Annotated in this window: 26 protein-coding genes; 11 read left to right on the top strand and 15 right to left on the bottom strand. The window is 73.4% G+C overall.

The features are described from left to right. Nucleotides 1-80 precede the first annotated feature (80 nt). A complete protein-coding gene (locus tag TOK_RS19250) occupies nucleotides 81-1259 on the bottom strand; it encodes an ArsA family ATPase (protein ID WP_253258493.1) in 1179 nt (392 codons plus the stop codon). Next, a complete protein-coding gene (locus tag TOK_RS19245; protein ID WP_098959479.1) occupies nucleotides 1256-2260 on the bottom strand; it encodes an ArsA-related P-loop ATPase in 1005 nt (334 codons plus the stop codon). Before TOK_RS19245 ends, TOK_RS19250 begins: the two co-directional genes overlap by 4 nt. Nucleotides 2261-2393: 133 nt before the next feature. On the opposite strand from TOK_RS19245, the gene TOK_RS19240 reads away from it, so the two are divergent. The 4 genes from TOK_RS19240 (at nucleotide 2394) to TOK_RS35410 (ending at nucleotide 5486) form a co-directional block, all read left to right on the top strand. After that, entirely contained in the window at nucleotides 2394-2573 is a 180-nt protein-coding gene (locus TOK_RS19240; protein WP_098959478.1) for a DUF4177 domain-containing protein, read from the top strand. 3 nt (nucleotides 2574-2576) lie between these two features. After that, nucleotides 2577-3032, top strand: coding sequence for a RidA family protein (locus TOK_RS19235; RefSeq protein ID WP_098959393.1), 456 nt, complete (start codon nucleotides 2577-2579; stop codon nucleotides 3030-3032). A 2-nt stretch (nucleotides 3033-3034) separates the two neighbouring features. Then, the gene (locus TOK_RS19230) at nucleotides 3035-3643 is read left to right on the top strand and encodes a hypothetical protein (RefSeq protein ID WP_098959392.1); all 609 of its coding nucleotides are present in this window, start codon (nucleotides 3035-3037) and stop codon (nucleotides 3641-3643) included. Between the two features lie 1165 nt (nucleotides 3644-4808). Further along, nucleotides 4809-5486, top strand: a complete 678-nt coding sequence (locus tag TOK_RS35410; RefSeq protein WP_374754911.1) for a pentapeptide repeat-containing protein — start codon at nucleotides 4809-4811, stop codon at nucleotides 5484-5486. A gap of 1601 nt (nucleotides 5487-7087) precedes the next feature. Here the strand turns inward: TOK_RS35410 and TOK_RS19220 are convergent. Continuing rightward, nucleotides 7088-7981 (bottom strand): Gfo/Idh/MocA family protein, encoded by an 894-nt coding sequence (locus tag TOK_RS19220; RefSeq protein ID WP_098959390.1) that lies wholly within the window; start codon nucleotides 7979-7981, stop codon nucleotides 7088-7090. 81 nt (nucleotides 7982-8062) lie between these two features. Between TOK_RS19220 and TOK_RS19215 the strand changes: the two genes are divergently transcribed. Further along, nucleotides 8063-8899 carry an NUDIX domain-containing protein gene (locus tag TOK_RS19215; protein WP_098959389.1) on the top strand — a complete coding sequence of 279 codons (837 nt, stop codon included), beginning with the start codon at nucleotides 8063-8065 and terminating at the stop codon, nucleotides 8897-8899. Further along, nucleotides 8896-9696: an MBL fold metallo-hydrolase gene (locus TOK_RS19210; RefSeq protein ID WP_098959388.1), complete on the top strand. Its 801-nt coding sequence runs from the start codon at nucleotides 8896-8898 to the stop codon at nucleotides 9694-9696. Before TOK_RS19215 ends, TOK_RS19210 begins: the two co-directional genes overlap by 4 nt. On the opposite strand, the gene TOK_RS19205 is transcribed toward TOK_RS19210, so the two are convergent. The 3 genes from TOK_RS19205 to TOK_RS19195 all read right to left on the bottom strand — a co-directional run bounded on the left by TOK_RS19205 (nucleotide 9659) and on the right by TOK_RS19195 (nucleotide 12022). After that, on the bottom strand, nucleotides 9659-10909 hold the full coding sequence (locus TOK_RS19205; protein ID WP_098959387.1) for an MFS transporter: 1251 nt from the start codon (nucleotides 10907-10909) through the stop codon (nucleotides 9659-9661). The genes TOK_RS19210 and TOK_RS19205 overlap by 38 nt on opposite strands. 41 nt (nucleotides 10910-10950) lie before the next feature. After that, nucleotides 10951-11625, bottom strand: a complete 675-nt coding sequence (locus TOK_RS19200; protein ID WP_098959386.1) for a Crp/Fnr family transcriptional regulator — start codon at nucleotides 11623-11625, stop codon at nucleotides 10951-10953. Between the two features lie 142 nt (nucleotides 11626-11767). Next, the gene (locus TOK_RS19195) at nucleotides 11768-12022 is read right to left on the bottom strand and encodes a hypothetical protein (protein ID WP_098959477.1); all 255 of its coding nucleotides are present in this window, start codon (nucleotides 12020-12022) and stop codon (nucleotides 11768-11770) included. 157 nt (nucleotides 12023-12179) lie between these two features. Between TOK_RS19195 and nth the strand changes: the two genes are divergently transcribed. From nth to TOK_RS19175, 4 genes are read left to right on the top strand one after another with little or no spacing between them, the layout of a single operon-like run. Then, on the top strand, nucleotides 12180-13004 hold the full coding sequence (nth, locus tag TOK_RS19190; protein WP_098959385.1) for an endonuclease III: 825 nt from the start codon (nucleotides 12180-12182) through the stop codon (nucleotides 13002-13004). Next, on the top strand, nucleotides 13001-13639 hold the full coding sequence (locus TOK_RS19185) for a TlpA disulfide reductase family protein (protein ID WP_172457654.1): 639 nt from the start codon (nucleotides 13001-13003) through the stop codon (nucleotides 13637-13639). The genes nth and TOK_RS19185 overlap by 4 nt, the downstream gene beginning before the upstream one ends. After that, nucleotides 13636-14343, top strand: coding sequence for a CoA pyrophosphatase (locus TOK_RS19180; protein ID WP_253258492.1), 708 nt, complete (start codon nucleotides 13636-13638; stop codon nucleotides 14341-14343). The genes TOK_RS19185 and TOK_RS19180 overlap by 4 nt, the downstream gene beginning before the upstream one ends. A gap of 13 nt (nucleotides 14344-14356) precedes the next feature. Beyond that, nucleotides 14357-15553, top strand: coding sequence for a MarP family serine protease (locus tag TOK_RS19175; protein WP_098959384.1), 1197 nt, complete (start codon nucleotides 14357-14359; stop codon nucleotides 15551-15553). A gap of 336 nt (nucleotides 15554-15889) precedes the next feature. Here the strand turns inward: TOK_RS19175 and TOK_RS19170 are convergent, their stop codons facing one another. Further along, nucleotides 15890-17170 carry an adenylosuccinate synthase gene (locus TOK_RS19170; RefSeq protein WP_098959383.1) on the bottom strand — a complete coding sequence of 427 codons (1281 nt, stop codon included), beginning with the start codon at nucleotides 17168-17170 and terminating at the stop codon, nucleotides 15890-15892. A gap of 76 nt (nucleotides 17171-17246) precedes the next feature. On the opposite strand from TOK_RS19170, the gene TOK_RS19165 reads away from it, so the two are divergent. After that, entirely contained in the window at nucleotides 17247-17957 is a 711-nt protein-coding gene (locus TOK_RS19165) for a hypothetical protein (protein WP_253258491.1), read from the top strand. A gap of 5 nt (nucleotides 17958-17962) precedes the next feature. Here TOK_RS19165 and TOK_RS19160 read toward each other — a convergent pair whose 3' ends face one another. The 8 genes from TOK_RS19160 to TOK_RS19125 form a co-directional block, all read right to left on the bottom strand. Beyond that, the gene (locus tag TOK_RS19160; RefSeq protein WP_098959382.1) at nucleotides 17963-18451 is read right to left on the bottom strand and encodes a DUF3830 family protein; all 489 of its coding nucleotides are present in this window, start codon (nucleotides 18449-18451) and stop codon (nucleotides 17963-17965) included. After that, a complete protein-coding gene (locus TOK_RS19155; RefSeq protein WP_172457653.1) occupies nucleotides 18448-19245 on the bottom strand; it encodes an MOSC domain-containing protein in 798 nt (265 codons plus the stop codon). Before TOK_RS19155 ends, TOK_RS19160 begins: the two co-directional genes overlap by 4 nt. After that, nucleotides 19245-20051: an MOSC domain-containing protein gene (locus TOK_RS19150; protein WP_172457652.1), complete on the bottom strand. Its 807-nt coding sequence runs from the start codon at nucleotides 20049-20051 to the stop codon at nucleotides 19245-19247. The genes TOK_RS19155 and TOK_RS19150 overlap by 1 nt, the downstream gene beginning before the upstream one ends. Nucleotides 20052-20094: 43 nt before the next feature. Next, a complete protein-coding gene (locus TOK_RS19145) occupies nucleotides 20095-20898 on the bottom strand; it encodes an ABC transporter substrate-binding protein (RefSeq protein ID WP_172457651.1) in 804 nt (267 codons plus the stop codon). A 170-nt stretch (nucleotides 20899-21068) separates the two neighbouring features. Then, nucleotides 21069-21890 carry an amino acid ABC transporter ATP-binding protein gene (locus TOK_RS19140; protein WP_098959378.1) on the bottom strand — a complete coding sequence of 274 codons (822 nt, stop codon included), beginning with the start codon at nucleotides 21888-21890 and terminating at the stop codon, nucleotides 21069-21071. After that, nucleotides 21887-22867, bottom strand: coding sequence for an amino acid ABC transporter permease (locus tag TOK_RS19135; RefSeq protein ID WP_172457650.1), 981 nt, complete (start codon nucleotides 22865-22867; stop codon nucleotides 21887-21889). The genes TOK_RS19140 and TOK_RS19135 overlap by 4 nt, the downstream gene beginning before the upstream one ends. 334 nt (nucleotides 22868-23201) lie before the next feature. After that, a complete protein-coding gene (locus TOK_RS19130) occupies nucleotides 23202-23834 on the bottom strand; it encodes a lysophospholipid acyltransferase family protein (protein WP_374754910.1) in 633 nt (210 codons plus the stop codon). A 476-nt stretch (nucleotides 23835-24310) separates the two neighbouring features. Continuing rightward, nucleotides 24311-24721, bottom strand: a complete 411-nt coding sequence (locus TOK_RS19125) for a DUF3151 domain-containing protein (protein WP_098959375.1) — start codon at nucleotides 24719-24721, stop codon at nucleotides 24311-24313. Between the last annotated feature and the right edge of the window lie 110 nt (nucleotides 24722-24831).

The raw sequence follows: 24831 nt of genomic DNA, 5'->3' as shown, positions 1-24831 counted from the left end.
AGCAGTCTCACGTCGAACTCGGCGGCTGTCGCCCACGTCGGGACCCGGCCGGCGTCGAGTCCGGCGGGTTCCGCGGACGGTCAGCGGGCTTCGCGGAGGGGGGCGGGGGTGAGGTCGTCGTCGGCGGCCGCGAGGCGGTCACCGATGCCGCGCAGGCCCTCGATGTCCGAGACGTCGCCACCCACGGCCGGGACCCGGGACACGGCGACGGTCGGGTGCGCACCGGCGAACCCGGCGAGCAGGCGGTCCTCCCGCTCGGAGAGCTCGGCACGGTCGGCGTGCAGCCGTAGGACGGCCGTCGCGAGCCGGGCGCCCTGCCCGGTGGCCGACTCGGCGGCGGCCCGGGCGCGGGCGGCGGACAACGGCGCGAGGACGGGGTGGGTCCGGTTGAGAACGAGCCCGGCCAGCGGCATCTCCTCGACGGAGAGCCTGTCGACGAAGTAGGCGGCCTCGCGCAGGGCGTCGGGCTCGGGAGTCGCGACCACCACGAACGCGGTCCCCGGCGAGCGGAGCAGCGCGTAGGTGGCGGTGGCCCGCTCGCGGAAGCCGCCGAACATCGTGTCGAACGCCTGCACGAACGCGGAGGCGTCGGTGAGCAGCTGGCCGCCGAGGATCGTCGACACCGCTTTGGCGAACAGCCCGAACCCGGCACCGACGATCTTGCGCAGGCCCCGGCCACCGGCCCGGGCGGGCGAGGACAGCAGCCGGATCATGCGGCCGTCGAGGAAGTTGGACATGCGCTGCGGGGCGTCGAGGAAGTCGAGCGCCGACCGCGACGGCGGGGTGTCGACGACGATCAGGTCCCAGTCGGTCGTCGCCGACAGCTGTCCGAGCTTCTCCATCGCCATGTACTCCTGCGTTCCGGAGAACGACGAGGAGACGGTCTGGTAGAAGGGGTTTGCGATGATCTTCTCGGCCCGGTCGCCCTCGGCGTGGGCGTGGACCATGTCGTCGAAGGTCCGACGCATGTCGAGCATCATCGCGTGCAGCTCGCCCGCGCCCTCCCCGGCGACGACGTCGACGCGGATCGGCTCGTTGGACAGCTCCGAGAGCCCGAGGGCCTGGGCGAGCCGCTTCGCGGGGTCGATGGTGAGGACGACGACCTTGCGGCCGCGTTCGGCGGCGCGCAGCGCGAGAGCGGCCGACGTCGTGGTCTTGCCGACACCGCCGGACCCGCAGCAGACGACGATCCGGGTCTCGGGGTCGTCGATCAGGGCGTCGATGTCGAGCCGCTCGATGCGGCGTTCACGCGGTGTCACGCGGGGACCTCGTCGGCGTGGCGGACGCCGACGCCCTGTTCGGTGAGGGTGTCGGCGAGCTCGTAGAGGGAGCCGAGGTCGATGCCGCCGAGGACCTGCGGCAGCTCGATGCGGCCCAGCTGTGGTCCGGTGGCGGCGTCGAGCCGGGCGAGGGCGGCGCTCTCGGCGGCGACGCGCACCGCGTGTTCGACGGTCTCGGCGACGAGACCGTCGACGACCTCGGGGGGCAGGTCGAGCCCGGCGGCGGCGAGGCCGTTGCGGACGCGTGCGGCGTCGACACGACCGTCGGCGGCCGGGGCGACAGACCGGTCGGGCAGCCACTGCTCCCGCACCTTGTTGACGATCACGGCGCCGGTGCGCAGGTCGGCGGCGGCGAGGTCGTCGGCGGCCTCGAGCGTCTCCGTGACGGGGAGCTCCTCGAGGAGCGTGACCAGGTGCACGGCGGTCTGCGGGGAGTGCAGCAGCCGCACGACGCCCTCGGCCTGCTTGTGGATCGGCCCCGCCTTGGCGAGGTCGGCCATCGCCTTGGTGACGTCGAGGAAGTTGACGAGCCGGCCGGTGGGCGGGGCGTCGAGGACGACGGCGTCGTAGACCCGCTGCCCGTCGCGGACCCGGGAGACGCACTCCTTGACCTTGCCGGTGAGCAGGACGTCGCGAAGGCCGGGCGCGAGCGTCGTCGCGAACTCGATGGCGCCCATGCGCCGCAACGTCCGCCCGGCGACGCCGAGCCGGTAGAACATCTCGAAGTACTCCAGCAGCGCGGCCTCGACGTCGACGGCCAGGGCGCGGACCTCACCGCCACCGGGTGCGACGGCGATCTTGCGCTCCTCGTAGGGCAGCGGCGGGGTGTCGAACACCTGGGCGATGCCCTGGCGCCCCTCGACCTCGACGAGCAGCGTGCGCCTGCCGCCCTCGGCCAGCGCGAGCGCCAGTGCGGCGGCGACGGTCGTCTTCCCGGTGCCGCCCTTGCCGGACACGACGTGCAGGCGCACGTCGGACATGGCGGTCGGCCAGGCGGGGGTGGTCACGTGTCCAGGGTACGGAGCGTCCCGGGGCGCGCGCCCGGTGAGCACGCCCACTCGCGCTCGGAGCCGACTTCGGACACGGCCCGTGACGGAACTAGAGTCCGTGGCCATGAGTGCGTCCGGATCCACCCGGTGGGAGTACCTCACCGCTCCCCTGCTGATCCACAACACCAAGGCGATCCTCGACAACTTCGGCCGCGACGGCTGGGAGCTCGTCACCGTGACCACCGCGGGCCAGCCGGGTTCCGAGCAGCTCGTGGCGTACTTCAAGCGCCCGCTGGAGGGCTGAGGGTTGGCACACTCCGACAAGCTCCGTGAGCTCGGGATCGCCCTTCCTGCCGTGCCCCCGCCCGCCGGCTCGTACGTGCCGGCCCGCCGCTCGGGCTCGCTCGTGTTCACCGCGGGTCAGGTCCCGATCGTCGACGGCAAGGTCGCGGCGACCGGCAAGGTCGGCGCCGAGGTCAGTGCCGAGGACGCCTACGGCCTGGCACGCGCCTGCGCCCTCAACGCGCTCGCCGCCGTCGACGCTCTCGTCGGCATCGACTCGATCACCGCAGTGATCAAGGTCGTCGGCTTCGTGGCCTCGGCTCCTGGCTTCAACGGTCAGCCGAAGGTGATCAACGGCGCGTCCGACCTGCTGGGCGAGGTGTTCGGCGAGGCGGGTCTGCACGCCCGGTCCGCCGTCGGGGTCGCCGAGCTGCCGCTCGACGTTCCCGTCGAGGTGGAGCTGATCGTCGAGGTGGCCTGACCGTGGCCGGGCAGGCCGTCGCCGCGTGTCACGAGCTGCTGCTGCATCTCGCGGGGCGGCTGCCCGACGACGTCACCTGGCGCCTGCGCGACTGGCTGGCCGACGACACCGACCACGGCCGCTCGGCCGTGGCGGCGACCCTGCCGCGCGCCCTGCTGCGCAACCGGGTGGGCCTCACCGACCGCGAGCGCTCACTGCTCGTGACAGCGGCGGGTGACGACGGGGCCGTTCGCCGCGCCGTCAGCGCCGTCCTGCCGATCCAGTCGGCGGAACGGCCCCCGTTCGAGTTCCGTTCGGCGCCGGACGGCTACGACGCGGCGACGCTCGGCGTCCTGGCCGTCGTCCGCGGGACGGCGGGCGTCGACGAGGTGCTGCGGAGCGTCCGTTCGGGACCGTTCGGCGAGCGCACGGTGCTCGTCGTCCTCGGCGGGGACCGTCCGTGGGCGTTGGCGGGCACACTGCAACGGCTGCTGAGGGCACACGGCGACCGGACCCCGTGCGTCGAGGTGCTCCCGGTCGACCTCGATCCACCGCCCTACCACAAGGCCGCGATCGTGGGCTCCGCCCAGATGTGGTCGTCGACCGGCGCCGCGGTGGGCGCGTCGACCTGACGTGCGTCCGGCGGGCACGGTGAAGGAGGACAGGTGGCGGAACTTCCGGCCACGGCCCTGACCACCCACGAGCTGCTGCTCGCACTCGCCGGACGGGTCGACGACGATCTGCTGGCCACGTGCCGCGAGCTCGTCGCCGTCGGTGAGGACGCGCCCGCGTTCGAGCTGCTCACGGCCGCGCTCGTCGCCGAGGCTGCACAGCTGCCGCCGCGGGTGCGCGAGACGTTGGTCGCCGCCGCTGTGCGCGTGCGTATCGACCTCGACGCCGACCGCCTCCTCCCCACGGCCGCACCCGAGAACGGCACCCGCCACCGCTTCCGCGGCGACGCCGACGTTCCCGGCCTGTCGGCGCGCGTCGCCGAGGCGCTGTCGGCGCACCGGCCCGGTGGCGGGCACAGCTGGCTGACGTGGCGCAGCACCCCCGCCGGCAGTGCGCCGGGCCCGCTGCCGCACCCGGTCCTGCTCGTCGAGATCCCGGGGACACCGGGTCCCGAGGATCATGCCGCCGACGTCCTCGCCTACCGCCTGTCGGCGACGTTGCAGCGGGTCGGGCTGTCGGTGGGTGTCGAGGTGTTCGTCGCCGGGTCGGCGCTGCCCGCCTATCACGGTGAGGCGCTCAGCACGGCACGTCCGGTGCCGTCGCCCGCACTGGCCGCGCCCGTCGATGCGCCCGTGCCTCCTGCGACCGGGCTGATCGCCGTCGTCCCTGCGGTGTCGCGGCCGGGGCGTCCGATGCAGCAGGTTCGCCCGGTGGCGACCGACCTCAACGGCAGCGTCGGCCGGGCCGACGCGCCACCGACGGCCCCCATCGAGACCAACGGTGTGCCCCACCCTGCGGGCCCGGCCCCGATGACCGGACGCCGCCGCGCCGAGGACCGCCCGACGCACGTGGCAGGCCCGATCGAGCCGCGGGACGAGCGGCCGCCCCTGGGCGACAGCGGCGGCCACGCGGCCGTGCGGCGCGACGCGTCCGGGATCGACGGGCCGGGGACCGGCGGCCGGCCGGTCGGCGGGCTCGCCAACGGCGCCCCGGCCTGGTCACCCGCCGACGACCTCGCGCACGGGTTCGCCTCCGACGAGCTCGCCCGCACCGACCTCGCCCGCACCGACGACCACGACCGCACGGACGACCGCCCTCGCGACGACGGCTCTGCTGACGGCGACCGTGCCGGGATCCCTGACCGGCACCGGCGGGTCGACCCCGGACCGGGCCCCCGCACCGACGACGCCCGCCGCGGGGGTGCACACGAGCGCGGCGGGGCTCCCGGGTTCCCCCAGCGGAACGAGGCACCCGGGTTCGACGCGCGCGACGCCGAACCGGCCGATCTCGTACCGCCCGAGTCCGGCCCTCCCGCGAGCGGACCTTCCGCGTTCGATCCTTCGGCGTTCGACCCTTCGGCGTTCGATCCTTCCGCGGGCGGACCTTCGGCGTTCGATCCTTCCGCGGGCGGACCTTCCGACGGCGAACCTCTCGCGTTCGAGTCGTCCGCGGGCGCACCTTCCGTGGTCGACCCCCGCACCGCGCCCGATCCCGTCGCGGGCCGTGCCGACCCGCGCGACGCGGAGCGCGGCGCGCGCGCCGGGGCTCCCGATCAGGACGTGCTCGACGAGCCCAGGGAACGCAACGGGAACGCGTCGCCGAGCAGGTCACCGGAGCGCGGCGCCCGGCCGACGCATGCCGCGGCGCCCGCCCGCGACACCCCACCCGGCGATGGTCCGCGCGACGGTGCCACCGGACGCGATCCGCGCGACACCGGTCCGGCACACGACCCTCGTGCGGGGGAGCGCGGACGCGACCCCTACGACGCGCCTGCCCCGTTCGCACCCGCCGACGAGCCGGTGACGGCCGCGTTCGCGCTGCCGACCGGCCCCGGAACGCCCGTCACCGATCCGGCCGCCGCCTCCGCCCCCGACCGCCCGGACCCTGCCTTCGGTCCCGGTACCGGCCGGAACGGTCGCGACACCGGCGCATCCGAGCCCGGACACCGCCGGCTCCCCGCCGCACCCGCCACACCCCCCGCGGGCCACCGCGCTCACGAGCGGGTCGCCGACGACGCATCGGCGCCCGCCGAGACCGGACCCCGCCCCTACTACGGTGCGTCGCCCCGGACCAACGGTGCCGTGCCCACCGACGACCCGGCAACGACGCCACCCGAACACCGTGGCTTCGCGCCCGACGCCCCGCCCGCCGGATCGCGGCCCGTCGCGCCGCTGTCGCGGTCGGGTCCCGACGGTTTCGCCCCGCCCGAGGACGACCCCGCCCCCCGGTCCCGCCGCCGCGCCGCGGAGCTCGACGCCCCTTGGGCGCCACAGCTTTCTCCTGCCGCGGACGACCGTCGTGAGGACGACCGCCGGGTCGAACGGGTGCTGCGCGTCGTCGGTTCCGAGGACGCCGCAGCCGCCGGGGCTCCGACACCGCTGTCGGGTGTGCCTGAGGTCGACGCCTCGGACGACGACCCGCCACTCATGGCGGAGATGAACGACCCGCTGATGGGCCCGCTGCGCACGCCGTTGCTCGATCCGCTGCTGGAGCCGACCGGCAGCTTCCGTGCCGTGTCCCCGGACGCCGAGCCTGCCGCCCACCACCGCACCGACGACAGCCGCGCCGACGACGGCAGTGCCACGCCCTCGCAGGGGCTGCCGCGACGGACCGATGCGGAGCCGTCGCTCCCGCGGAGGTCGTCGCACGCGGCCCGGTTCCTGCGCCCCTTCGGCGGCGACGGCGACTCCGCGATCTCGGGCGACGACCTGTTCGCCGACTCGGTGCCGCGCCGGGTCACGAGCGTCCGCGAACGCGCGGGAAACGGGTCGGAACTGCACGTCGACCCGAACGATCCGCTCGGTGTGGGGGACGTCGTGGTCGACGAGCCCGCACCCGCCGCGCACGCGCGCCCACGGCCCGCCGAGGTGCGGCCCCGACCGGTGCCGATCCCGACCGTCGGCACCCGGAGCGACGACGCCGACCCGGCCTCCGACGACGAGCCCACCGCCGGCACCCATCCGGCGCCCCGGCCGGCCCCGCGCCCGGCGCCGCGCCGGGTCCGCGCGGTCCCGGACATCCCGCCGACGGGCACGGCACGGGACCACACTGCGGCACGGGACCACACCGCGGCACCGGACCACACTGCGACACCGGACGCCGGCCGGCCCCACGCCACGGCACCCGCGCCGGCGGCACCCGAGGCGACGCCACCCGGGCCGACCGAACCCGAGGCTGCGGCAACCGAGGTGGCACCCGAGTCGACACCCGGTGCCGGCGCGGGCACCGACAGCGCGGCCGTCGTCGATCCGATGTCGACCCTCACCGCGACCGAGCGCGACCTGCTGCGGCTGCTCCACGCCGAGCTCGAGGCGCGGGAACGCCCGCACAGCAGCCGGGACAACGGCGCGGCCGGTGGCCAGGGAAGCAGCAGCCCGCCCGACATCGCGGGCTGACCGCGCGGCTCAGCCCGCGGCCGCCGCGACCTGCTCGGTGACCCGCTGCAGGTGCAGGCCGCGGGCGGCGGAGCAGGGGCCGTCGGTACGGCCCGCGGCGATGTCCGCGACGAACTCGTCCAGCAGCGTCGTGTAGGGGACCGTGGCGTCGTCGGGACGGCTGGTCAGGACGTGCCGGCCCGCACTGCCGAACATGCCGATCTCGAACTCGGTGGGATCGATCGCGACGGTCAGCGACATGGCGACGCTGCTGCGAGCCCCGCCGGCGTGGGCGAGGCCGAATGTCCACAGGCCGGTGTCACCGTCGCGGTGCGCCCGGTCGACACCGGTCACGGGCCCGAGCGCGGCGTCGAGCAGGTCGATGACGTGGGGGCCGACGTCGAGCAGCGCGCCGTGCCGGCCCCGCCACGCCGACCCGGCGAAGGGGCCTCCGAGCAGGGCTCCGGAGAACCAGCGGCCGACGCCGACCGTGTCGGGACCGGCCGGGCCCTCCGGAAGGGATGCGACCCAGGCACGGACGGTGGCGTCGAAACGCAGGGTGAGCACAACCGTCGACACCACGCCCGCGTCCGCGACGGCCTGCGCGACCCGTTCGGCGGTGGCCAGGTCGTCGGCCAGCGGCTTCTCCAGGACGACGTGCTTCCCGGCGGCGACGGCCCGCGGCGCGAGCTCGCCCTGCACCGCGGGCGGTACCGCGAAGGCGACCGCGTCGACGTCGGCGAGCAGGTCGTCGAGCGACGTGTGCACCCGCGCGGACGTGCCCTGCGCGACCTCGGCGGCGGCCTCGGGCCGTCGCGCCCACACACCGGCGAGCTCGGCGGCGGGGTGCGCCTCGATCGCGGCGGCATGGACGGTCGTCGCCCAGGGGCCGGCTCCGACGAGTCCCATCCGCAGTCGGTCCATGGGCGACATCCTGCCCGGACATCGGCGGCGTGGCGCCGCTCATGCTGCGGCGCGCCGCGGCGGGCGTCTAACGTCCGTTCGATGAGCGCCGGTGCCACGTCCACTCGCGAACCCGTGGTCCCCCGGCCTGCGGCCACGGTCCTGCTGCTGCGCGACGACCCCGACGGCCGGCTGCAGGTGTTCCTGCAGCGCCGGGTGAAGGGCATGGCGTTCGCCGGTGGGATGACCGTCTTCCCGGGCGGCGGCGTCGACGCCTCGGACCGCGCCGACGGGGTCGCGTGGGAGGGACCCGAGCCCGGGTGGTGGGCGGACCGGCTGCGCTGCACCACCGACGAGGCCGCCGGGTTCGTGCTGGCCGCGGTGCGGGAGACGTTCGAGGAGTGCGGGGTGCTGCTCGCCGACGGCGCCGCCGTGGACGCCGCCACGCTCGCCGAGGCCCGCGACGACGTCGCACAGCGCCGCCGGCCCTTCGGCGACGTCCTCGCCGGTCTGGGGCTGCGCATCCGCGCCGACCAGCTGCGCGCCTGGGCGAGATGGATCACTCCGATCGTGCAGCCCCGTCGCTACGACACGGCGTTCTTCACCGCGATCGTCCCGCCGGGCCAGGAGGCCGACGCGCAGACGACGGAGGCCGTCGAGGCGGCCTGGTGGACGCCCGCGGCGGCGCTCGAGGCGTTCCGTGACGGCGAGATCGGGCTCATGCGCCCGACCCGGACGATCCTCACCGACATCTCCGCGTTCCCGGACTCGGCGGCGCTGCACGCCGCGGCGCCCGGGGACGCGATCGTCTCGATCCTGCCGATGGTGGTCGAGGGCCTTTCCGACGTCCTGCTCCCTGGCGACGACGGCTACGACCTGGACGTCGCATCGGGCCGCGCACACGCCGACGGCCACGCACCCGCTGGAGGGCACCGATGACCGCCACCCATCCCGCCTACGACGTCCTGCGTCCCGTCACGCCGCTGGCGTCGGTGCTGCTGGCACGCAACCCGTCGCCGATGACGTTGGAGGGCACCAACACCTGGGTGCTGCGGGCGCCGGGTGAGGAGCGCTGCGTCGTCGTCGACCCGGGCGAGGACGACCAGGAGCACCTCACGCGGGTGGCCGGGCAGGGGCCGGTGGAGCTGGTGATCCTCACGCACCATCATCACGACCACGCGGGCGGTGCGCGCCGGTTCGCCGAGCTGACGGGCGCGCCGGTGCGGGCCCTGGACCCGTCGCTGGTGCTGGGGTCGGAGGCGTTGGCGCACGGCGACGTCGTCGCGGCAGCGGGCGTCGAGCTGCGCATCCTGGCGACCCCCGGGCACACCGCCGACTCGATCTCCATCGTGCTCGACGGCCCTGGCGAGCCCGGGCCCGCGGTGCTGACCGGCGACACCATCCTCGGGCGGGGAACGACCGTCATCGCCGAGCCCGACGGCTCGCTCGGGCCGTACCTCGACTCGTTGCGACTGCTGCGTGAGCTGGCCGACGGCACCGACGTCCTTCCCGGGCACGGCCCCGAGCTGACCGACGCACCCGCTGCTGCCCGCACCTACCTGGCGCACCGCGAGGAGCGGCTGGAGCAGGTCCGCCGCGCGTGCGAGACGCTCGGCCCGGACGCGACGCCGCGGCAGGTCGTCGAGATCGTCTACGCCGACGTCGACACGGTGCTGTGGCCTGCCGCGGACAGCTCGGTCAAGGCACAGCTGGACTATCTGCGGGCAGGGCGCTGACCTCGGCGGGCCGAGTCCTGACGGCGCCCCGGCCCAGCCACACCACAGCCGCGAGCAGCACCCCGCCCGCGCCGCCGACGAGGAACGCCGCGTGCGGCCCGACCACCTCGACGACCACACCCGCCGACGACTGTCCGGCCGCGATGCCGACCGTCGCCGCCGTCACGACCCAGCCGAACGCCTCGGTGCCCGTCCCCTCGGCCACCACCGTGTCGATCGCGACGGAGTGCGCCGTCGTCTGCGGGGTGATGAGCACCCCGGCCAGCAGCATCACCAGCCCCGTCGCCAGTACCGAGCCCGTCGCCGCCGCGGCCGCCATCGCGCCGACGACCAGCGCGAACCCCAGCAGCAGGACGGGCAGCCGCAGGTGCAGCGTCCGGGGCCACGGCCGCGCCGCATAGCCGAGGCCGCCGAGGACCGACGTCACCGACCACGCCGAGAGCAGCACCCCACCGAGCGCCGCCGACCCCGCCGCCGCGGTCACCGCCGGTACCCCGACCTCGACACTCCCGACGACGACGCCGAATCCGAGCGAGGCGATCGCAAGCACGCGCATGCCGGGGCTCGCAAGGACCCCGAGGAACGAACGGCCGCCGGCGCGGGGGCCACCGCGGACCGTGCGCACCACCGGACTGCAGGCGAACACCACGGTGCCGACGACCATCGCCGCCACCGCCGCGACGGCACCCGTCGCGGGCCACGGAGCTGCGACCAGGAACGCCGCGACGGCGGGACCGAGGATGAAGAACACCTCGAGGCTGATCGCCTCGTAGCCGTAGCCGGCCTCGCGGCGTGGTCCGGGCGGTAGCAGTGCCGTCCACAGTGAGCGGGACGCCCCGGGCAGCGCCGGCATCGTCGCTCCCGACAGCGCCCCTGCTGCCACCAGCACACCGACGGGCCTGCCGGCCGCGATGAGCACCAGCAGCAGCGCGGACGTCGCCCCGAACAGGGCGGCGACGACGAGCAGGACGCGCGAGGGACCTCGACGGTCCATGATGCGGCCCTGGCCGACCGCGCCGAGCGACACCCCGATCAGGATGCCCGCCGACACCAGCCCCGCCGACGCGAACGACCCCGTCGTCCGCTGCACGTACAGCAGGACGGCGAGCCCGTACATCGCAATGGGCAACCGGCCCAGCGCCGATCCCGCGACCGGCAGCGCGGCCCCCGGGGTGCGGACGGCGGCGCGGTAGTCGGCGAGCGTGACGGACACGCCCCCACCCTCACACGGCGGGGACGTTCCGTACCAACGGGTTAACGGGCGCGGCGGGCGAGCCGCTCGGGCTCCAGGATGAGTACGCTCTTGCCCTCGAGCCGCAGCCAGCCGCGGTGGGCGAAGTCGGCCAGCGCCTTGTTGACGGTCTCGCGGGAGGCGCCGACGAGCTGCGCGATCTCCTCCTGCGTCAGGTCGTGCGTGACCCGAAGCAGACCCGACTCCTGCGACCCGAACTGGCGCGCGAGCTGCAGCAGCGACTTGGCGACACGGCCGGGGACGTCGGTGAAGATCAGGTCGGCGAGCATGTTGTTGGTGCGGCGCAGGCGACGAGCCAGCACACGCAGCAGCTGCTCGGCGATCTCGGGACGCTTGCCGATCCACTCGCGCAGGGCGCCGCGGTCCATCGTGAACGCGCGGACCTCGGTCACCGCGGTGGCCGACGACGTGCGGGGGCCCGGGTCGAAGATGGACAGCTCGCCGAACATGTCGGACGGGCCGGCGACCATCAGGAGGTTCTCGCGGCCGTCGGGCGACTTGCGCCCGATCTTCACCTTGCCGCTGCCGATGATGTACAGCCGGTCGCCCGGCTCACCCTCGGAGAAGATGACATGCCCGCGGGGGAACTCGGCAGCCTCGAGCGCCTGGGCGAGCACCTCCGCCGCATGTGGTTCCACGCCCTGGAAGATCCCGGCGCGGATCAGAACCTCGTCCACGTTCCCGCTCCTCATGTCATCCCCGCCCCACGGCGCGGATCATCGGCGCGCCAGTCTAGGGGGTACGGCTCCGAACTGCGACGAGGCGCCACCCCGATGACCACCCCTATGGGGGTCGAACCGTACCCGTTGGCGATCGTCCTCAAGAGGCGATCTTGCTCTGCGCCTCCGGCTTGCGCTTGCCAGGACGTCTGTTCCGGAGCCGGAAGAGCTCCAGCGCACGGGCCGTTCCCTGCCGGAACATGGCCCGCACCTCCTCCGGGCGGGGACGCTCGAGCATCTCGTCGAGTTCGTCCTGGGGCACGGTGGCGTCGCGCAGCCGGGACTCGACGCGCTCCATACCGAGCGCGAAGAACATCACCAGCAGCGGCACGAGGACGGACAGCCAGGCAGTCATGACGGGGGCGATGATTCCGCACCCGCGTCCGGACGCGCGCACCGGGGGCGCGATCCGCGCGTGCCGTGATGGATCTGTGACCTGCGGCGGCGGTGGACCGCGCCGGGCCCCGGGATCCGGTCGGAACCTGTCGGTGGCCGCCCGTAGTCTCGACGGTGTGAGCACCCCCGCCCGGACCCTCCCGGACCGGCGCAGCGCGGCGCGGCTCGCGGCCCGAGTCGCCGCCGGGGAGACCCAGATCGGCCGGGCCCGGCGCCTCGGACGGACGCTGCGCGCCCTCGCCGTCGCCTACCCGGACGCGCACTGCGAGCTCGACTTCACCACGCCGCTGGAGCTCGCCGTCGCCACCGTGCTGTCGGCGCAGACCACCGACGTCCGGGTCAACGAGGTCACCCCCGCCCTGTTCGCGCGGTACCGCACGGCGGTCGACTACGCGGGTGCCGACCGGACGGAGCTGGAGGAGCTGATCCGGCCGACCGGCTTCTACCGCAACAAGACGTCGTCGCTCATCGGGCTCGGCCAGGCCGTCGTCGACAGGTTCGGCGGCGAGCTCCCGGACCGCCTCGAGGACCTCGTCACGCTGCCCGGCATCGGCCGCAAGACCGCGAACGTCGTGCTCGGCAACGCGTTCGACGTCCCGGGGATCACCGTCGACACCCACTTCGGCCGCCTCGTCCGCCGCTGGGGCTGGACCGCCGAGGAGGACCCGGTCAAGGTCGAGCACGAGGTCGGCGCGCTCGTCCCCAAGCGCGACTGGACGATCGTGTCGCACGAGGTGATCTTCCACGGCCGCCGCGTCTGCCACGCCCGCAAGCCCGCGTGCGGCGTCTGCACCCTCGCTGCCGACTGCCCGTCGTTCGGCGACGGCCCGACCGACCCGGAGAAGGCCGCCGCACTGGTCAAGGGACCCGAGCGCGACCACCTGCTCGCGCTGGCCGGCTTCGGCGTGCTGCGTCCGGACGAGCCGGACCCCGGCACGTGAGCCGCGGGCGGCCGGCAGCGTCGCGCGCCGAGATCGTGACGACGGTCGTCGTCGTCCTGCTCGTCGTGCTGGGGGTGGTCGCACTGTGGCCGCGGGACTCGTCTCCCTCCGCCGGCTCGTCCGCCGCGCCGGCCACGGCCGTCTCCGACCTCGCGGCCCTGCGCACCCGCGCCGCCCTCCCCGCGTGCCCCACGCCGAACGGCACCCCCGCCGCCGGACCGCTCGCCGGCATCACCGTGCCGTGCCTCGGCACCGACGGCGTCCTCGACCTCGGCGCCGCCCTTGCCGGCAGGCCCGCCCTGCTCAACGTGTGGGCGTCCTGGTGCGCGCCCTGCCGCGCGGAGCTCCCCGCGCTCGCCGCGTACGCGGCCCGTCCCGGAGCGATCGCCGTCGTCGGTGTCGACGTCCGCGACCAGCCCGAACCCGCCCTGACCCTGCTGGCCGACCTCGGCGTCCGGCTCCCCTCCGTCACCGACCCCGACGGCAGGCTCGCCGCCGCCCTCTCCCTGCCGCCGGCGGTCCCGATCAGCTACCTGGTCGCCGCCGACGGCCGCGTCACCCCGATCCTGCCGCCCGTACCGTTCGCCACCGCCGACGACGTCGCCGCAGCCGTCGCCGAGGGGACCGCCGCGTGACCGAGGACCTGCACCCCCGCCGGGCGCCCGGCTGGCTGCGGCCACTGCTCGACGGCGTCCGCGACTTCGACCCGATGGACGTCGGTGCCCGCCGCATCCCGCCCGCGCAGGGCGGCAGGCGCGCCGCTGTCCTCGTCCTGTTCGGCCACGGCCCCGACGGACCCGACGTGCTGCTCGCCGAACGCTCCTCGGACCTGCGCAACCACGCCGGCCAGGTCGCCTTCCCCGGCGGCGGGATCGACCCCGGCGACTCCGGGCCCGTCGGCGCCGCGCTGCGCGAGGCCGAGGAGGAGACCGGGCTCGACCCCGCAGGCGTCGTCCCCCTCACCACCCTCGCCGACCTCTTCGTGCCGCCGTCGGGCTACGTCGTCACCCCGGTCGTCGCGCACTGGGCCGAACCCTCCGCCGTGCACGCCGCCGACCCCGGCGAGACCGCCCGCGTCGCGCGTGTCCCGCTCGCCACCCTCGCCGACCCCGCCAACCGGGTCCGCGTCCGGCACCCCTCCGGCGGCAGCGGCCCGGCCTTCCAGGTCGAGGGGCTGCTCGTGTGGGGCTTCACCGGGGGCTTATTGTCCGCGCTGTTGCATGCAGGGGGATGGGAAGTGCCGTGGAAGGCCGTCCGCACGCTGGACCTGGCCGAAGCACTCGCCGCGCGCAGCGGTGCCATGGGGGACGACGCGGGGCAGGAGGTCGCCGGGGGATGACCGGGATCTCCGCATGAGCTGGGTCGACATCCTCGTCGTACTGCTCGCGATCGTCGCGGGCGTGTCCGGCTGGCGCCACGGCATGGCCGTGGCCTTCCTGTCGTTCGTCGGCGTCCTCGGCGGCGCCATCCTCGGCGTGCGCCTCGCCCCGCTGATCGTCTCCGGCATCGAGGCCCAGAACACCCGGGTGATCGTCAGCATCGTCGTCGTCGTGCTGCTCGTCGCCCTCGGCGAGACCACCGGCGTGTTCTTCGGCCGGCGCATCCGCGACCGCATCACCGGCGAACGCGTGCTCAAGGTCGACTCCTCGCTCGGCGCACTGCTGCAGGCCTTCACGGTCGTCGTCGCCGCCTGGCTCGTCGCGCTACCACTGGCCTCGGCCAGCTTCCCCGGGCTCGCCGCCAGCGTCCGCAGCTCAGAGGTCCTGCAGTCCGTCGACTCCGTGATGCCGTCGGGCGCCCGCGCCCTGCCCGCCGAGCTGCGCCAGCTCCTCGACGACTCCGGATTCCCGGACGTCCTGTCCCCCTTCGCGCAGACCCCCATCACCGCCGTCGGCCCACCCGACTCCGCCCTCGCCCGCAGCCAGATCGTCCGCGACGTCGGCGGCAGCGTCCTCAAGGTCCGTGGCCGCGCCCCCTCCTGCCAGCGCCAGCTCGAAGGCACCGGCTTCGTCGTCGGGCCGCAGCGCGTCATGACGAACGCGCACGTCGTCGCCGGCACCAACCAGACCTCCGTCGAGGTCCTGGCGCGCAACGGCCGCACCCGCACCCTCAGCGCGACCGTCGTCTCCTACGAGCCCGAGGTCGACGTCGCCGTCCTCGCCGTGCCCGACCTCGACGCCGAGCCGCTGCAGTTCGCGCCCAACCCCGCCAGGCCCGGCGACGACGCGATCGTCCTCGGCTACCCGCTCGACGGGCCCTACACCGCCACCGCGGCCAAGGTCCGCGACCGCATCCAGCTCCGCGGCCCCGACATCTACGACGCCGGCACCGTCACCCGCGACGTCTACACGATCCGCGCCACCGTCCGCTCGGGGAACTCCGGCGGCCCGATGATCGCCCCCGACGGCCAGGTCCTCGGCGTCGTCTTCGGCGCCGCTCTCGACGACTCCGAGACCGGCTTCGTCCTCACCGCGGAGCAGGTCGCCAACGCCCTCAACACCTCCGGGGGCCTGACCCGCAAGGCGGACACCGGAACCTGCGCCTCCTGACCGACCGAGCTGGTGCGCCGTCGCGCCACGAGCGTTCCGCTCGAGCACGCAGGCGGCCACGCGCCGTGCGGGCAGAACGTGTGCCGTCGGCGGCGGTGTGCGTGGGCGCGGGGTGACCGGCTGCCGCATGTACGACGTGCGGGTGAAGCCCCTGCCCTGCACTCGCTTCGGGCCCCCCGCACCCGCTGCAAGGGGTGCAGGGGCTGGACGGGGTGCGGGAGCAGCCGAGACGCCGCGCGGCGAGGGCAGACCAGGGGCCGGGGTGATCGCCGTTCCCGGGACGCGGACGCCACCTCTGACGCCCATGTCCCACCGACGACCTGCGGGGCCGAAGGCTCAGACCTCGCGGGTGATCGTCTCGTCGCGGCCCGGGCCCACGCCGATGGCGCTGACCGGGGCGCCGGTGAGCTCCTCGATGCGGTGCACGTAGGCCTGCGCGGTCGGGGGGAGCTCCTCGAAGGTGCGGCAGGCCGAGATGTCCTCGAACCAGCCGGGCATCTCCTCGTAGACGGGGAGGGCGTGATGGACGTCGGTCTGCGTCATGGGCATGTCGTCGACGCGCTTGCCGTCGACCTCGTACGCCACGCAGATCGGGACGGTCTCGAGGCCGGAGAGAACGTCGAGCTTGGTGAGGAAGAAGTCGGTGATGCCGTTGACCCGGGCGGCGTAGCGACCGATGACGGCGTCGAACCAGCCGCACCGACGGGGCCGGCCGGTGGTGACGCCGACCTCGCCGCCGACCTTGCGCAGCCACTCCCCGGACTCGTCGTCCAGCTCGGTCGGGAACGGACCGGAGCCGACGCGGGTGGTGTAGGCCTTCAGGATCCCGATGACGCGGTCGATGCGGTTGGGCCCGATGCCGGAGCCGACGGCTGCACCGCCCGAGGTCGGGTTGGAGCTGGTCACGAAGGGGTAGGTGCCGTGGTCGACGTCGAGCAGCGTGCCCTGCGAGCCTTCGAGGAGGATCGTCTCGCCGGCCTCGAGGGCCTTGTTGAGCAGCAGCCGGGTGTCGGCGATGCGGTGGCTGAAACGCTCGCCGCAGGCCAGCACGGAGTCGACGACCTCGTCGATGTCCAGGGCCCGGCGGTTGTAGACCTTGACCATGATCTGGTTCTTGAGCTCGAGCGCGGCCTCGACCTTCTGCCGCAGGATCTTCTCGTCGAGCACGTCGGCGACGCGGACGCCGACGCGGGCGACCTTGTCCTGGTAGGCGGGCCCGATGCCGCGGCCGGTCGTGCCGATCTTGGCCTTGCCGAGGAAGCGTTCGGTGACTTTGTCGATGGCGATGTGGTACGGCATGATCAGGTGCGCGTCGGCGCTGATCATGAGGCCGCCGGTGTCCACGCCGCGGTTCTCGAGCCCGGTGAGCTCGTCGAGCAGCACACCGGGGTCGACGACGACGCCGTTGCCGATGACGTTGCGCACCCCCGGCGTGAGGATGCCGGACGGGATCAGGTGCAGTGCGAAGTCCTGCCCGTCGGGGAGGACGACGGTATGGCCTGCGTTGTTGCCACCCTGGTAGCGGACCACCCACTGGACCTGGCCACCGAGAAGGTCGGTGGCCTTGCCTTTGCCCTCGTCGCCCCACTGGGCTCCGATCAGCACGATCGCCGGCATGTGACACTCCAGTCCTGGACGCGCGTAGCGACCGCGGCACGCTTTCGTGCCGCGGCGGGGAGGGTAACCGATCAGGGTGAGCACGATCGATTCCTCGGTGATGCTGCTGACCGTGGGGGACGGGGCCACGGGCAGGCGGCTTCCGCTCCACGGTAGTCGGCCCGGGTCGCGGCTCCTCCGGGTGCCCGCGGCTCTGGCCTCGGTCCCGGCGGTGGTGGTGCCGTCGCGGCCGGGTCGCGGCGACCTGGATCCGGTGCTGGAGGAGCAGCGGCCGGGCCGGCTGATCGTGTCGGGAGACGACGCGGACCTCGCGGCGGTGTTGGTCCGATTGCTCCGGAAGGACCTGCTCGCGACGGTCGAGGTCGCCTTCGTGCCGACGAGCCGGCGGTCGGCGGCAGCCGCTGCCTGGGGTCTGCCGCAGGACCGGGCGCAGGCGGCGGCGCTGGCGCTGGACGGGGCGGTGTCGGCGGTGCCGTTGATACGTGACGACTCCGGCGGGGTGCTGGTCGGTCGCGGCGAGGTGCGCAACCTGCGCGGCGAGGCGTACTGCGACGACACGCTCGTCGTCAGGGGAACGGTGCGCCGGCTCGTGGCGACCCCCGGCCCGGAGGGGGTGTCGTCGCAGCGCGGGCGCGGCGTCGTCGCGGCGACGGGTCGCGCCCTGCAGGTCGGGTGCGCGGGCGCGAAGGTCGTCGTCGACGGTGTGGAGCATCCGCGGGTGGTGCCGCGCTGGGTCTGGTACCGCCACACCACGGACTGGCTGCTGGTGCGTCCCGGCGGGCCCTGAACCGGTCACGTCCGGCGGAAGACCAGCTCCTCGACGCCGCGGCGGACCATGCCGCTGCCGACCTCGGCGAGCGTGTCCCGGTCGGCGTAGTGGACCGAGGCGAAGCGGTTGGCCGGTGACCAGCCCCATGGCATCAGCAGGCGGGTGTCGGGGCCGTAGCAGAGGGAGATGTCGTAGACGTCGCCCTCGAACCCGCCGAACTGGCGCGACGGGCAGAACTGGTACATCACATCACCCGGAGCGGGAAAGGCGCTGTGGTTCTCGGGAGGGATCCCGTCGAAGATCTCGATGTCGCGCGCGACGTCCACGGGCACGTGCATGCCGAGCTCGCGGCCGCTGAAGATGGCGTGGCAGGCCTCGAGCGGGACCTCGCGCCCGGCGAGCTCCCAGACCGCTGCACAGGTGGCGGGGGCGCGGCCGTCGAGCAGGTCGGCGTGCACCGTCACCCCCGCCCAGGTGAGGTCGATCGCGACGGTGCGGGTGCTGCTGCTCATCGTGGGTTCTCCTGTGGGTCGGTGGGGTCGTCGACGGGGGCTCCGACGACGACGGTTCCCGGGGTGACGACGACGGCGTGGACGCCGAGCAGGGGTTTGTGAGGTGTTCCGTCGGGCGGGGGCGGCCGCCCGTCGAGCAGGGCCCGCATGGTGTTCCAGGAGTGCGCGCCGGTGGCGGGGTCCTGCTGGGTGACGACACATCTCGGGACGAGGCCGACGATGTGCACGACCGCGTCCCCGATCCGCAGGTCCCGGCCGACCCAGGTCTCCTCCTCGCGGGGACGGCACCCGCCGATCTCGATGCTCATCCGCGCGGCCCGGCGGTCGATGCAGGGAGGCGCTCCGAGGCGCAGCCGCACCCAGTCCAGGGTCGCGGCGGACACGAGGGTGACGGGGTGCTTGTCGACGCCGAACGACGGCCGCACGACCCGCACAACGTGCAGCCCGCGGCCCGCGTAGGCGCTGAGGGCGGCGGCCCACGGGCCGTGGAGGAGCCGGCCCTGCACATCATGGTCGAAGAACCGCGTGGAGACGGCCTCACCGAGCCGGTCGGCCCGGCCGGTGACCACACCGCGGCCGGGGACGGCGACGCCGAGCTCGTCGCGGTCCCGGTCGTAGGTGGCCTGCAGCCGCACCAGTGGGCCGTACCGGCGGCCGTTCACGAGCCTGCCGTCGTCGTCGACCAGGTGGAACAGCCGGTCGTCGACCAGCCCGTGCTCGGACACGGCGGACCGCCACAGTGTGTGCAGCCGCGTGCCTTTGAGCGGTGTCGACTGGATGTGGTTGACGAACATCACAGGTCGGCCGCCGCGAACTCGATCTCGTCCCCGAGCGACAGGGTTCCCGGCTGTTCGACCACGGCATAGACGCCGAACATGATCTGCCTGGCCTCGGGCGGCTGGACGACCGGCCATCGGTACCGGCTGTCACGGCTCTTGCGGTACTCCAGCAGGGCGCGGAGCGCGTCGAAGCTGCGCAGGCCCGTTGCGGGGTCCTGCCTGACGACGGAGCACCGGGGCACCGTCTCCAGCACCCGGAGCGCGACGGTGCCGCCGCGCAGGACTCCGCCGGTCCAGGTGTCCTCCTCGTGGGGCCGGCATCCGCTGACCTCGATGAGCATCCGGAACCGCCGGGCGTCCACCTCGAGCGCGTCCTCGCTACGGGTGCGCAGGAAGTCGAGCGACGCCGAGGAGACGATGCTCAGCGGGTGCCGGTCGCTTCCTGCGCCCGGTTCGACGACGCGCACGAGGCGGAGGTCCCGACCGGCGTGCCGGGTCAGCGCGGCGGCGAACGGGCCGTCGACGACCTCACCCATGGTGTCGTGGCTGAAGAAGTCGGTCCTCACCTGCTCGCCGCCGACGCGCACCGGCGCGGCGACGGTCTCCCCGCCGGGGAAGGTGAGGGTCAGCCGTCCATCCGCGGGGTCGAAACGGCTGCCGATCTCGGCGAGCGGCCCGTGCTGGCGACCGTTGACCACTCGCCCCCGGTCATCGACGAGATAGAACAACCGGTCGCTCGCGGCCCCGCCCAGGCCGAGCTCGAGGGTTCGGCGCTCGACGATTCTGGTGCCTTTCACCGGTGTGGTCAGCAGCCTCGACACGAACAGCACGGTGCGGATGCCTCGCCCTTCTCCCGGTCGCCCGTCAGGCCGGCACGGCGCTGGGGTCGGTCGTCGCGAGGTTGATCCCCGGCTTGTCGAACTCGACGTCGGAGACCCCCCACCCACTCATGATGCGGTGGTACTTCCCGTCGGCCTGGATCGACTTCAGACCTGCCAGCAGCGCGTCCAGGAGAACGGTGTCGTCCTTGATCGTGGCGATCCCGAGCAGCACCGTCGGGATTCCGTCGACCTTGAACGTCCGGAACGCGTTGTCGGTGGCCTTCTGCAGTTCCGGCACCGCGAGCGGTGAGCGGAACGCGACGTCGACCCGGTCGGAGCGCAGGGCCAGGGTGCTGGCGGTCTGGTCGGCGAAGGTGGTCACAACGGGTTCGGCTCTCCCCGCCGCACGGCACTTGTCGGCCACGGTCTTCGCGTAGTCGACGGTCGTGGACCCGTTCTCGGTCGCGAGCCGCTTCCCGCAGACGGTGAGCATGTCCCCCGAGACGCCCGCCTTGTTGTCGGCGAGCACGACGAACACCTGGTAGTGCTTCATGTAGTCGACGAAACTGACGACCTTCTGTCGTTCGGCGGTGTCGGTGAGACCCGACATGACCACGTCGAACCGGTCGGCCTGAAGCCCCGGGATCAGCCCGTCGTATCCCACCGGGACGAACTCGGTACGCAGTCCGAGCGCACCCGCGATCGCCGTGATGAGGTCGGGGTCGTAACCGACGATCTCTTTCGTCCCCGGCTTGTAGAACTCTGCGGGAGCGAAGTCCGGGGCGATTCCGACACGCAACGTCCCGCGCTTCCCGATGTCGTCGGGCAGCGCGGCCGGCGACTGCACGGTTCCGGTCGGAGTCGAATTCGTCGACTCGTTCGCGGCGTTGCCGCCCGAGCATGCGGACAGGATGAGTGCGAGAACGAGGGCCGATCCCACGGCACCCGTTCGACGGACCATCCGGGAGGTTCTGGTGAGCATTCTCCGAAGCCTTTCGCTGTGCCGACGGACGGAATTCACGCAGAGTTGATCCTTCGCAGGAACCCGATGGTGCGCGGATGGCTCGGCGAGTCGATCACCGCTGCTGCAGTGCCGCGCTCGACGATCCGGCCGTCGGCCATGAAGGCGACGACGTCTGCCACCTCTCGGGCGAACGAGATCTCGTGGGTGACGATCACCATCGTCATCCCCTGTTCCGCCAGGTCACGGATGACGGCCAGTACCTCTCCGACGAGCTCGGCATCCAGGGCGCTGGTCGGTTCGTCGAAGAGCAGCAGCGCAGGGTCGAGCGCCAGCGATCGGGCGATCGCCACCCGCTGCTGTTGGCCACCGGAGAGCTGCGCAGGATAGGCGTCGAGCTTGTCGCCCAGACCGACGCGATCCAGCAGTTCGGCAGCCGTTCGCCGCGCCTCGGCACGCGAGCGCCGCAGCACCCGGTACTGCCCGTAGGCCACGTTCTGCGCGGCGGTCATGTGGGCGAACAGGTTGAAGTGCTGGAAGACCATGCCCATCCGCTGGCGCTCGCGGGCGAGGGCGCGTTCGCGCTGCCGGTACAGGACGCCGCGCTGCATCTCGAACCCGACGAGCCGGCCGTCGATGTGCACGGTGCCGGCGTCACGTTCCTCGAGGTGATTGATGCAGCGCAGCAGGGTGCTCTTGCCCGACCCGGAGGGGCCGATCAGTGCGACGATCTCGCCCGCGTTGACGACCAGGTCGATGCCACGCAGCACATGGGTCTCAGCGAACCATTTGTGGACGTCGACGATGCGCAGCAGCGGTTCGTCCGCGGGTGCGCCCGGCGCGAGGTCGCTTCCGGGCCCCGGTGCGGTGGCGCTCACCGGAAGCTCGCCGTCAGCCGGGTGCGTGCGGCGGTCACCCGGCCCGAGCGGGACTCGTAGTCGAACCTGCGCTCCAGGAAGTACTGGCCGATGCTCGCGACCGAGACGATGAGCAGGTACCAGATGCAGGCGACGATCAGCAACGGAATGACCTCGTACGTCTGGCCGTAGATGAACTGGGCGCGGGTCAGCAGGTCTCCACCACCGATCACGGCGACCAGCGAGCTGCCCTTGATGAGCGTGATGAACTGGTTCCCGGTCGGCGGGATGATGACGCGGATCGTCTGCGGCACGACGATTCTTCGTAATGCCTCGTTGCGACGCATTCCGATGCTCAGGGCCGCTTCCGTCTGGCCGCGGGGGACCGAGAGGATGCCGGCCCGCACGACCTCTGCCATATAGGCGCCCTCGTTGAAGCTGAGCCCCAACAGCGCGGCCGTGAATCCCGTGATCAGCGTGTTCGTAGTCCACTCGGCGCCGAGTCCGGTGAACGGTATCCCGATCCGGATCGTCGGGAGAAGCAGCGCAAGGTTGTACCAGAAAAGAAGCTGGACGAGGATCGGCGTTCCGCGGAAGAACCAGATGTAGCCCCCGCTGAGGGCTTTGAGCACCGGGTTTCCCGACTGCATCCAGTACGCCGCCACGCCGCCGAGCACGATCGCGATCAGCTGGCTCAGCACCGCCAGCTCGAGCGTGACGAGCACGCCCGCGAGGATGGCCGGATTGAACAGGTACTCGCCGACGACGTGCCAGCGCAGCTTGTCGTTGCCCGCGATGCCGACGAGGACCGCCACGAGCAGCCCCAGCAACACCACACCGAGCAGTCGCACGCCCCACCGCGGATGGGACCGCGGCCGTAGTCGTGCGGGCTCGACCGAGACGGGCGTAATGGGAACACGATCGGTACCGGTATTCACCCTGGACTCATTTCTCTGGTGCCGCCGGACGGCGATTGCGCTCGCGAGGGCGTCGCGCACGATCCGGCTGTCCCGAGGCCGGCTGTGAAGGCAGCGGGTCCGGGTCAGGCGGAACGGAGAAAATGATCAGCAGCTCAGCGCGAGCAGAAAGAACACCGGTGATGATCCGATGTGCGGGCGCGCGGAAGTGCGATAGGAGTGGAGCAGCTAACCGACCGAAGGGCCGTGGCTGGAGGGTGCGAGCCATGCGCCCGCAACGCGGCCGACGTCCACGACGATCCTCCTGCTGCTCGGCGACGTTTCCGATCGGAATCGTGGCGCTGAGGTTCCCGCACCGATCACATCGTTGTCAATCGTCGATCACGGCTGGCGGCACACCGGCACGCCCTGGGCGTCAGGCAGCCTGGGCGTCGGGGCGGCGGTGGTAGGAGTCGACGTACTCCTGCTCGCTGAGCTGCGCGATCGCGTCCATGATCTCGTCGGTGACGGCGCGGCGGATCGCGGGCGAGTTCTCGAGGCCCTCGTAGCGGGAGAAGTCCAGCGGCGCCCCGAAACGCACGGTGACGGGCGCGATCCGCGGGATCCGCACCCCGACCGGCTGCACCTTCTCGGTGCCCAGGAGGCCGACGGGGACGACGACGGCGCCGGTGGTCAGCGCGAGCGTCGCGACGCCGGTGTGGCCGCGGTGCAGGCGGCCGTCGAGGGAGCGGGTGCCCTCGGGGTAGATGCCGAAGGCGCCACCGGCCTCGAGGACGCCGCGGCCGGCGTCGAGGGCGGCGAGGCCCGCCTTGGCGTTGCCGCGCTCGACCGGGACGTAGCCGAGCGCGGAGAGGAACCGGGCGCCGAAGCGGCTCTTGAGGCTGTGGCCGGTGAAGTACTCGGCCTTGGCCAGGAACGCGACGGGGCGGGGCGCGACGAGCGGGATGACCGCGGTGTCGACGGCCGCCCGGTGGTTGGACGCGAAGATCACCGGTCCGGTGGCGGGCACCCCCTCGATGCCTTCGGCCTTCGGGCGCCACAGGAGCATCGCGAGCGGACGGATGATCCACCTGATCAGGAACTGCACTGCTGTTCGACCTCTCCCCAGGAGTCGACGGATCCCCGACATCGGCGTCGCCGCCCGATACATTCTCCCCCACGCATCGTGACCGACGGGTCACCGGCGTGGAACGACCCGTCGACGGTCACATGTCCCGGTGCGGCGGCGCGAGCGCCGTCCGGGGAACGTCCGGGGGAATCGGGGCGTTCCCGGGCACCGGACGGACCTGCGTCAGCCCGGGGAGCGGACGACGGCGAGCGCCTCGGGACGGGTGAGGCCGGTGGCCTGGAGCAGGTCGGTGGCGAGGGAACGGACCTGCGCGAGCGTGACCTGTTCGGACGTGCCGGGCTCGTCGGCCGCGGGGGCGGCGCACAGGACATCGACGGTCGCGGCGCGGGCCCGCCTGCGGGCGAACCGGTCGCGCCGCGCCGGGCGGCCGGGACCGCCCGGCGCCGCGGGGTCGTTCAGGACAGGCCGAGCTCGCCCGCGGCGGCCGGGTCGGAGTCGGCCAGGAAGGTGCGGATGCGCTCGACCTCGTCCGTCTCACCGATCGCCTCCGATGCCCGCTGCAGCGCGGCGAGGGCACGGAGGAAGCCGCGGTTGGGCCCGTGCGACCACGGGATCGGGCCGAAGCCCTTCCAGCCGTTGCGGCGCAGCTGGTCGAGTCCGCGGTGGTAGCCGGTGCGGGCGTAGGCGTACGCCGTCACCGGCTCACCGGCGGCGAGGGCGCCCTCGGCGAGGGTCGCCCACGCGATGGTCGAGGCGGGACGTGCGGCGGCCACACCCTTGGGGTCCGCGCCGCCCTCCAGCTCGGCCACCGCCGGGTCGACGGGAAGCCGGGTGGGTTCGGGGCCGAGCAGGTTGCCATGGGTCATGACGCCAATCCTGCCCCGGGCCCCCGGCGACCCGTCAGCGCAGGGTGCGCCCGACCGACTTGAGGGTCTGGCAGGCCTCGACGATCCGGTCGGTCATCGACTGCTCGCCC

The sequence above is a fragment of the Pseudonocardia sp. N23 genome (genome assembly GCF_002583555.1).
Taxonomy (GTDB): Bacteria; Actinomycetota; Actinomycetes; order Mycobacteriales; family Pseudonocardiaceae; genus Pseudonocardia.
Note: the sequence above shows the minus strand (reverse complement) of the source record. Positions and strands in the feature narration are given on the sequence as shown.

Coding starts and splice junctions, on each gene's coding strand:
- TOK_RS19240 (WP_098959478.1), top strand. CDS start 2,394: ATGAGTGCGTCCGGATCCACCCGGTGGGAGTACCTCACCGCTCCCCTG.
- TOK_RS19160 (WP_098959382.1), bottom strand. CDS start 18,451: ATGAGCAGCAGCACCCGCACCGTCGCGATCGACCTCACCTGGGCGGGG.
- TOK_RS19195 (WP_098959477.1), bottom strand. CDS start 12,022: ATGACTGCCTGGCTGTCCGTCCTCGTGCCGCTGCTGGTGATGTTCTTC.
- TOK_RS19245 (WP_098959479.1), bottom strand. CDS start 2,260: ATGTCCGACGTGCGCCTGCACGTCGTGTCCGGCAAGGGCGGCACCGGG.
- TOK_RS19155 (WP_172457653.1), bottom strand. CDS start 19,245: ATGTTCGTCAACCACATCCAGTCGACACCGCTCAAAGGCACGCGGCTG.
- TOK_RS19175 (WP_098959384.1), top strand. CDS start 14,357: ATGAGCTGGGTCGACATCCTCGTCGTACTGCTCGCGATCGTCGCGGGC.
- TOK_RS19220 (WP_098959390.1), bottom strand. CDS start 7,981: ATGGACCGACTGCGGATGGGACTCGTCGGAGCCGGCCCCTGGGCGACG.
- TOK_RS19210 (WP_098959388.1), top strand. CDS start 8,896: ATGACCGCCACCCATCCCGCCTACGACGTCCTGCGTCCCGTCACGCCG.
- TOK_RS19130 (WP_374754910.1), bottom strand. CDS start 23,834: ATGCTCCTGTGGCGCCCGAAGGCCGAAGGCATCGAGGGGGTGCCCGCC.
- TOK_RS19170 (WP_098959383.1), bottom strand. CDS start 17,170: ATGCCGGCGATCGTGCTGATCGGAGCCCAGTGGGGCGACGAGGGCAAA.
- TOK_RS19125 (WP_098959375.1), bottom strand. CDS start 24,721: ATGACCCATGGCAACCTGCTCGGCCCCGAACCCACCCGGCTTCCCGTC.
- TOK_RS19215 (WP_098959389.1), top strand. CDS start 8,063: ATGAGCGCCGGTGCCACGTCCACTCGCGAACCCGTGGTCCCCCGGCCT.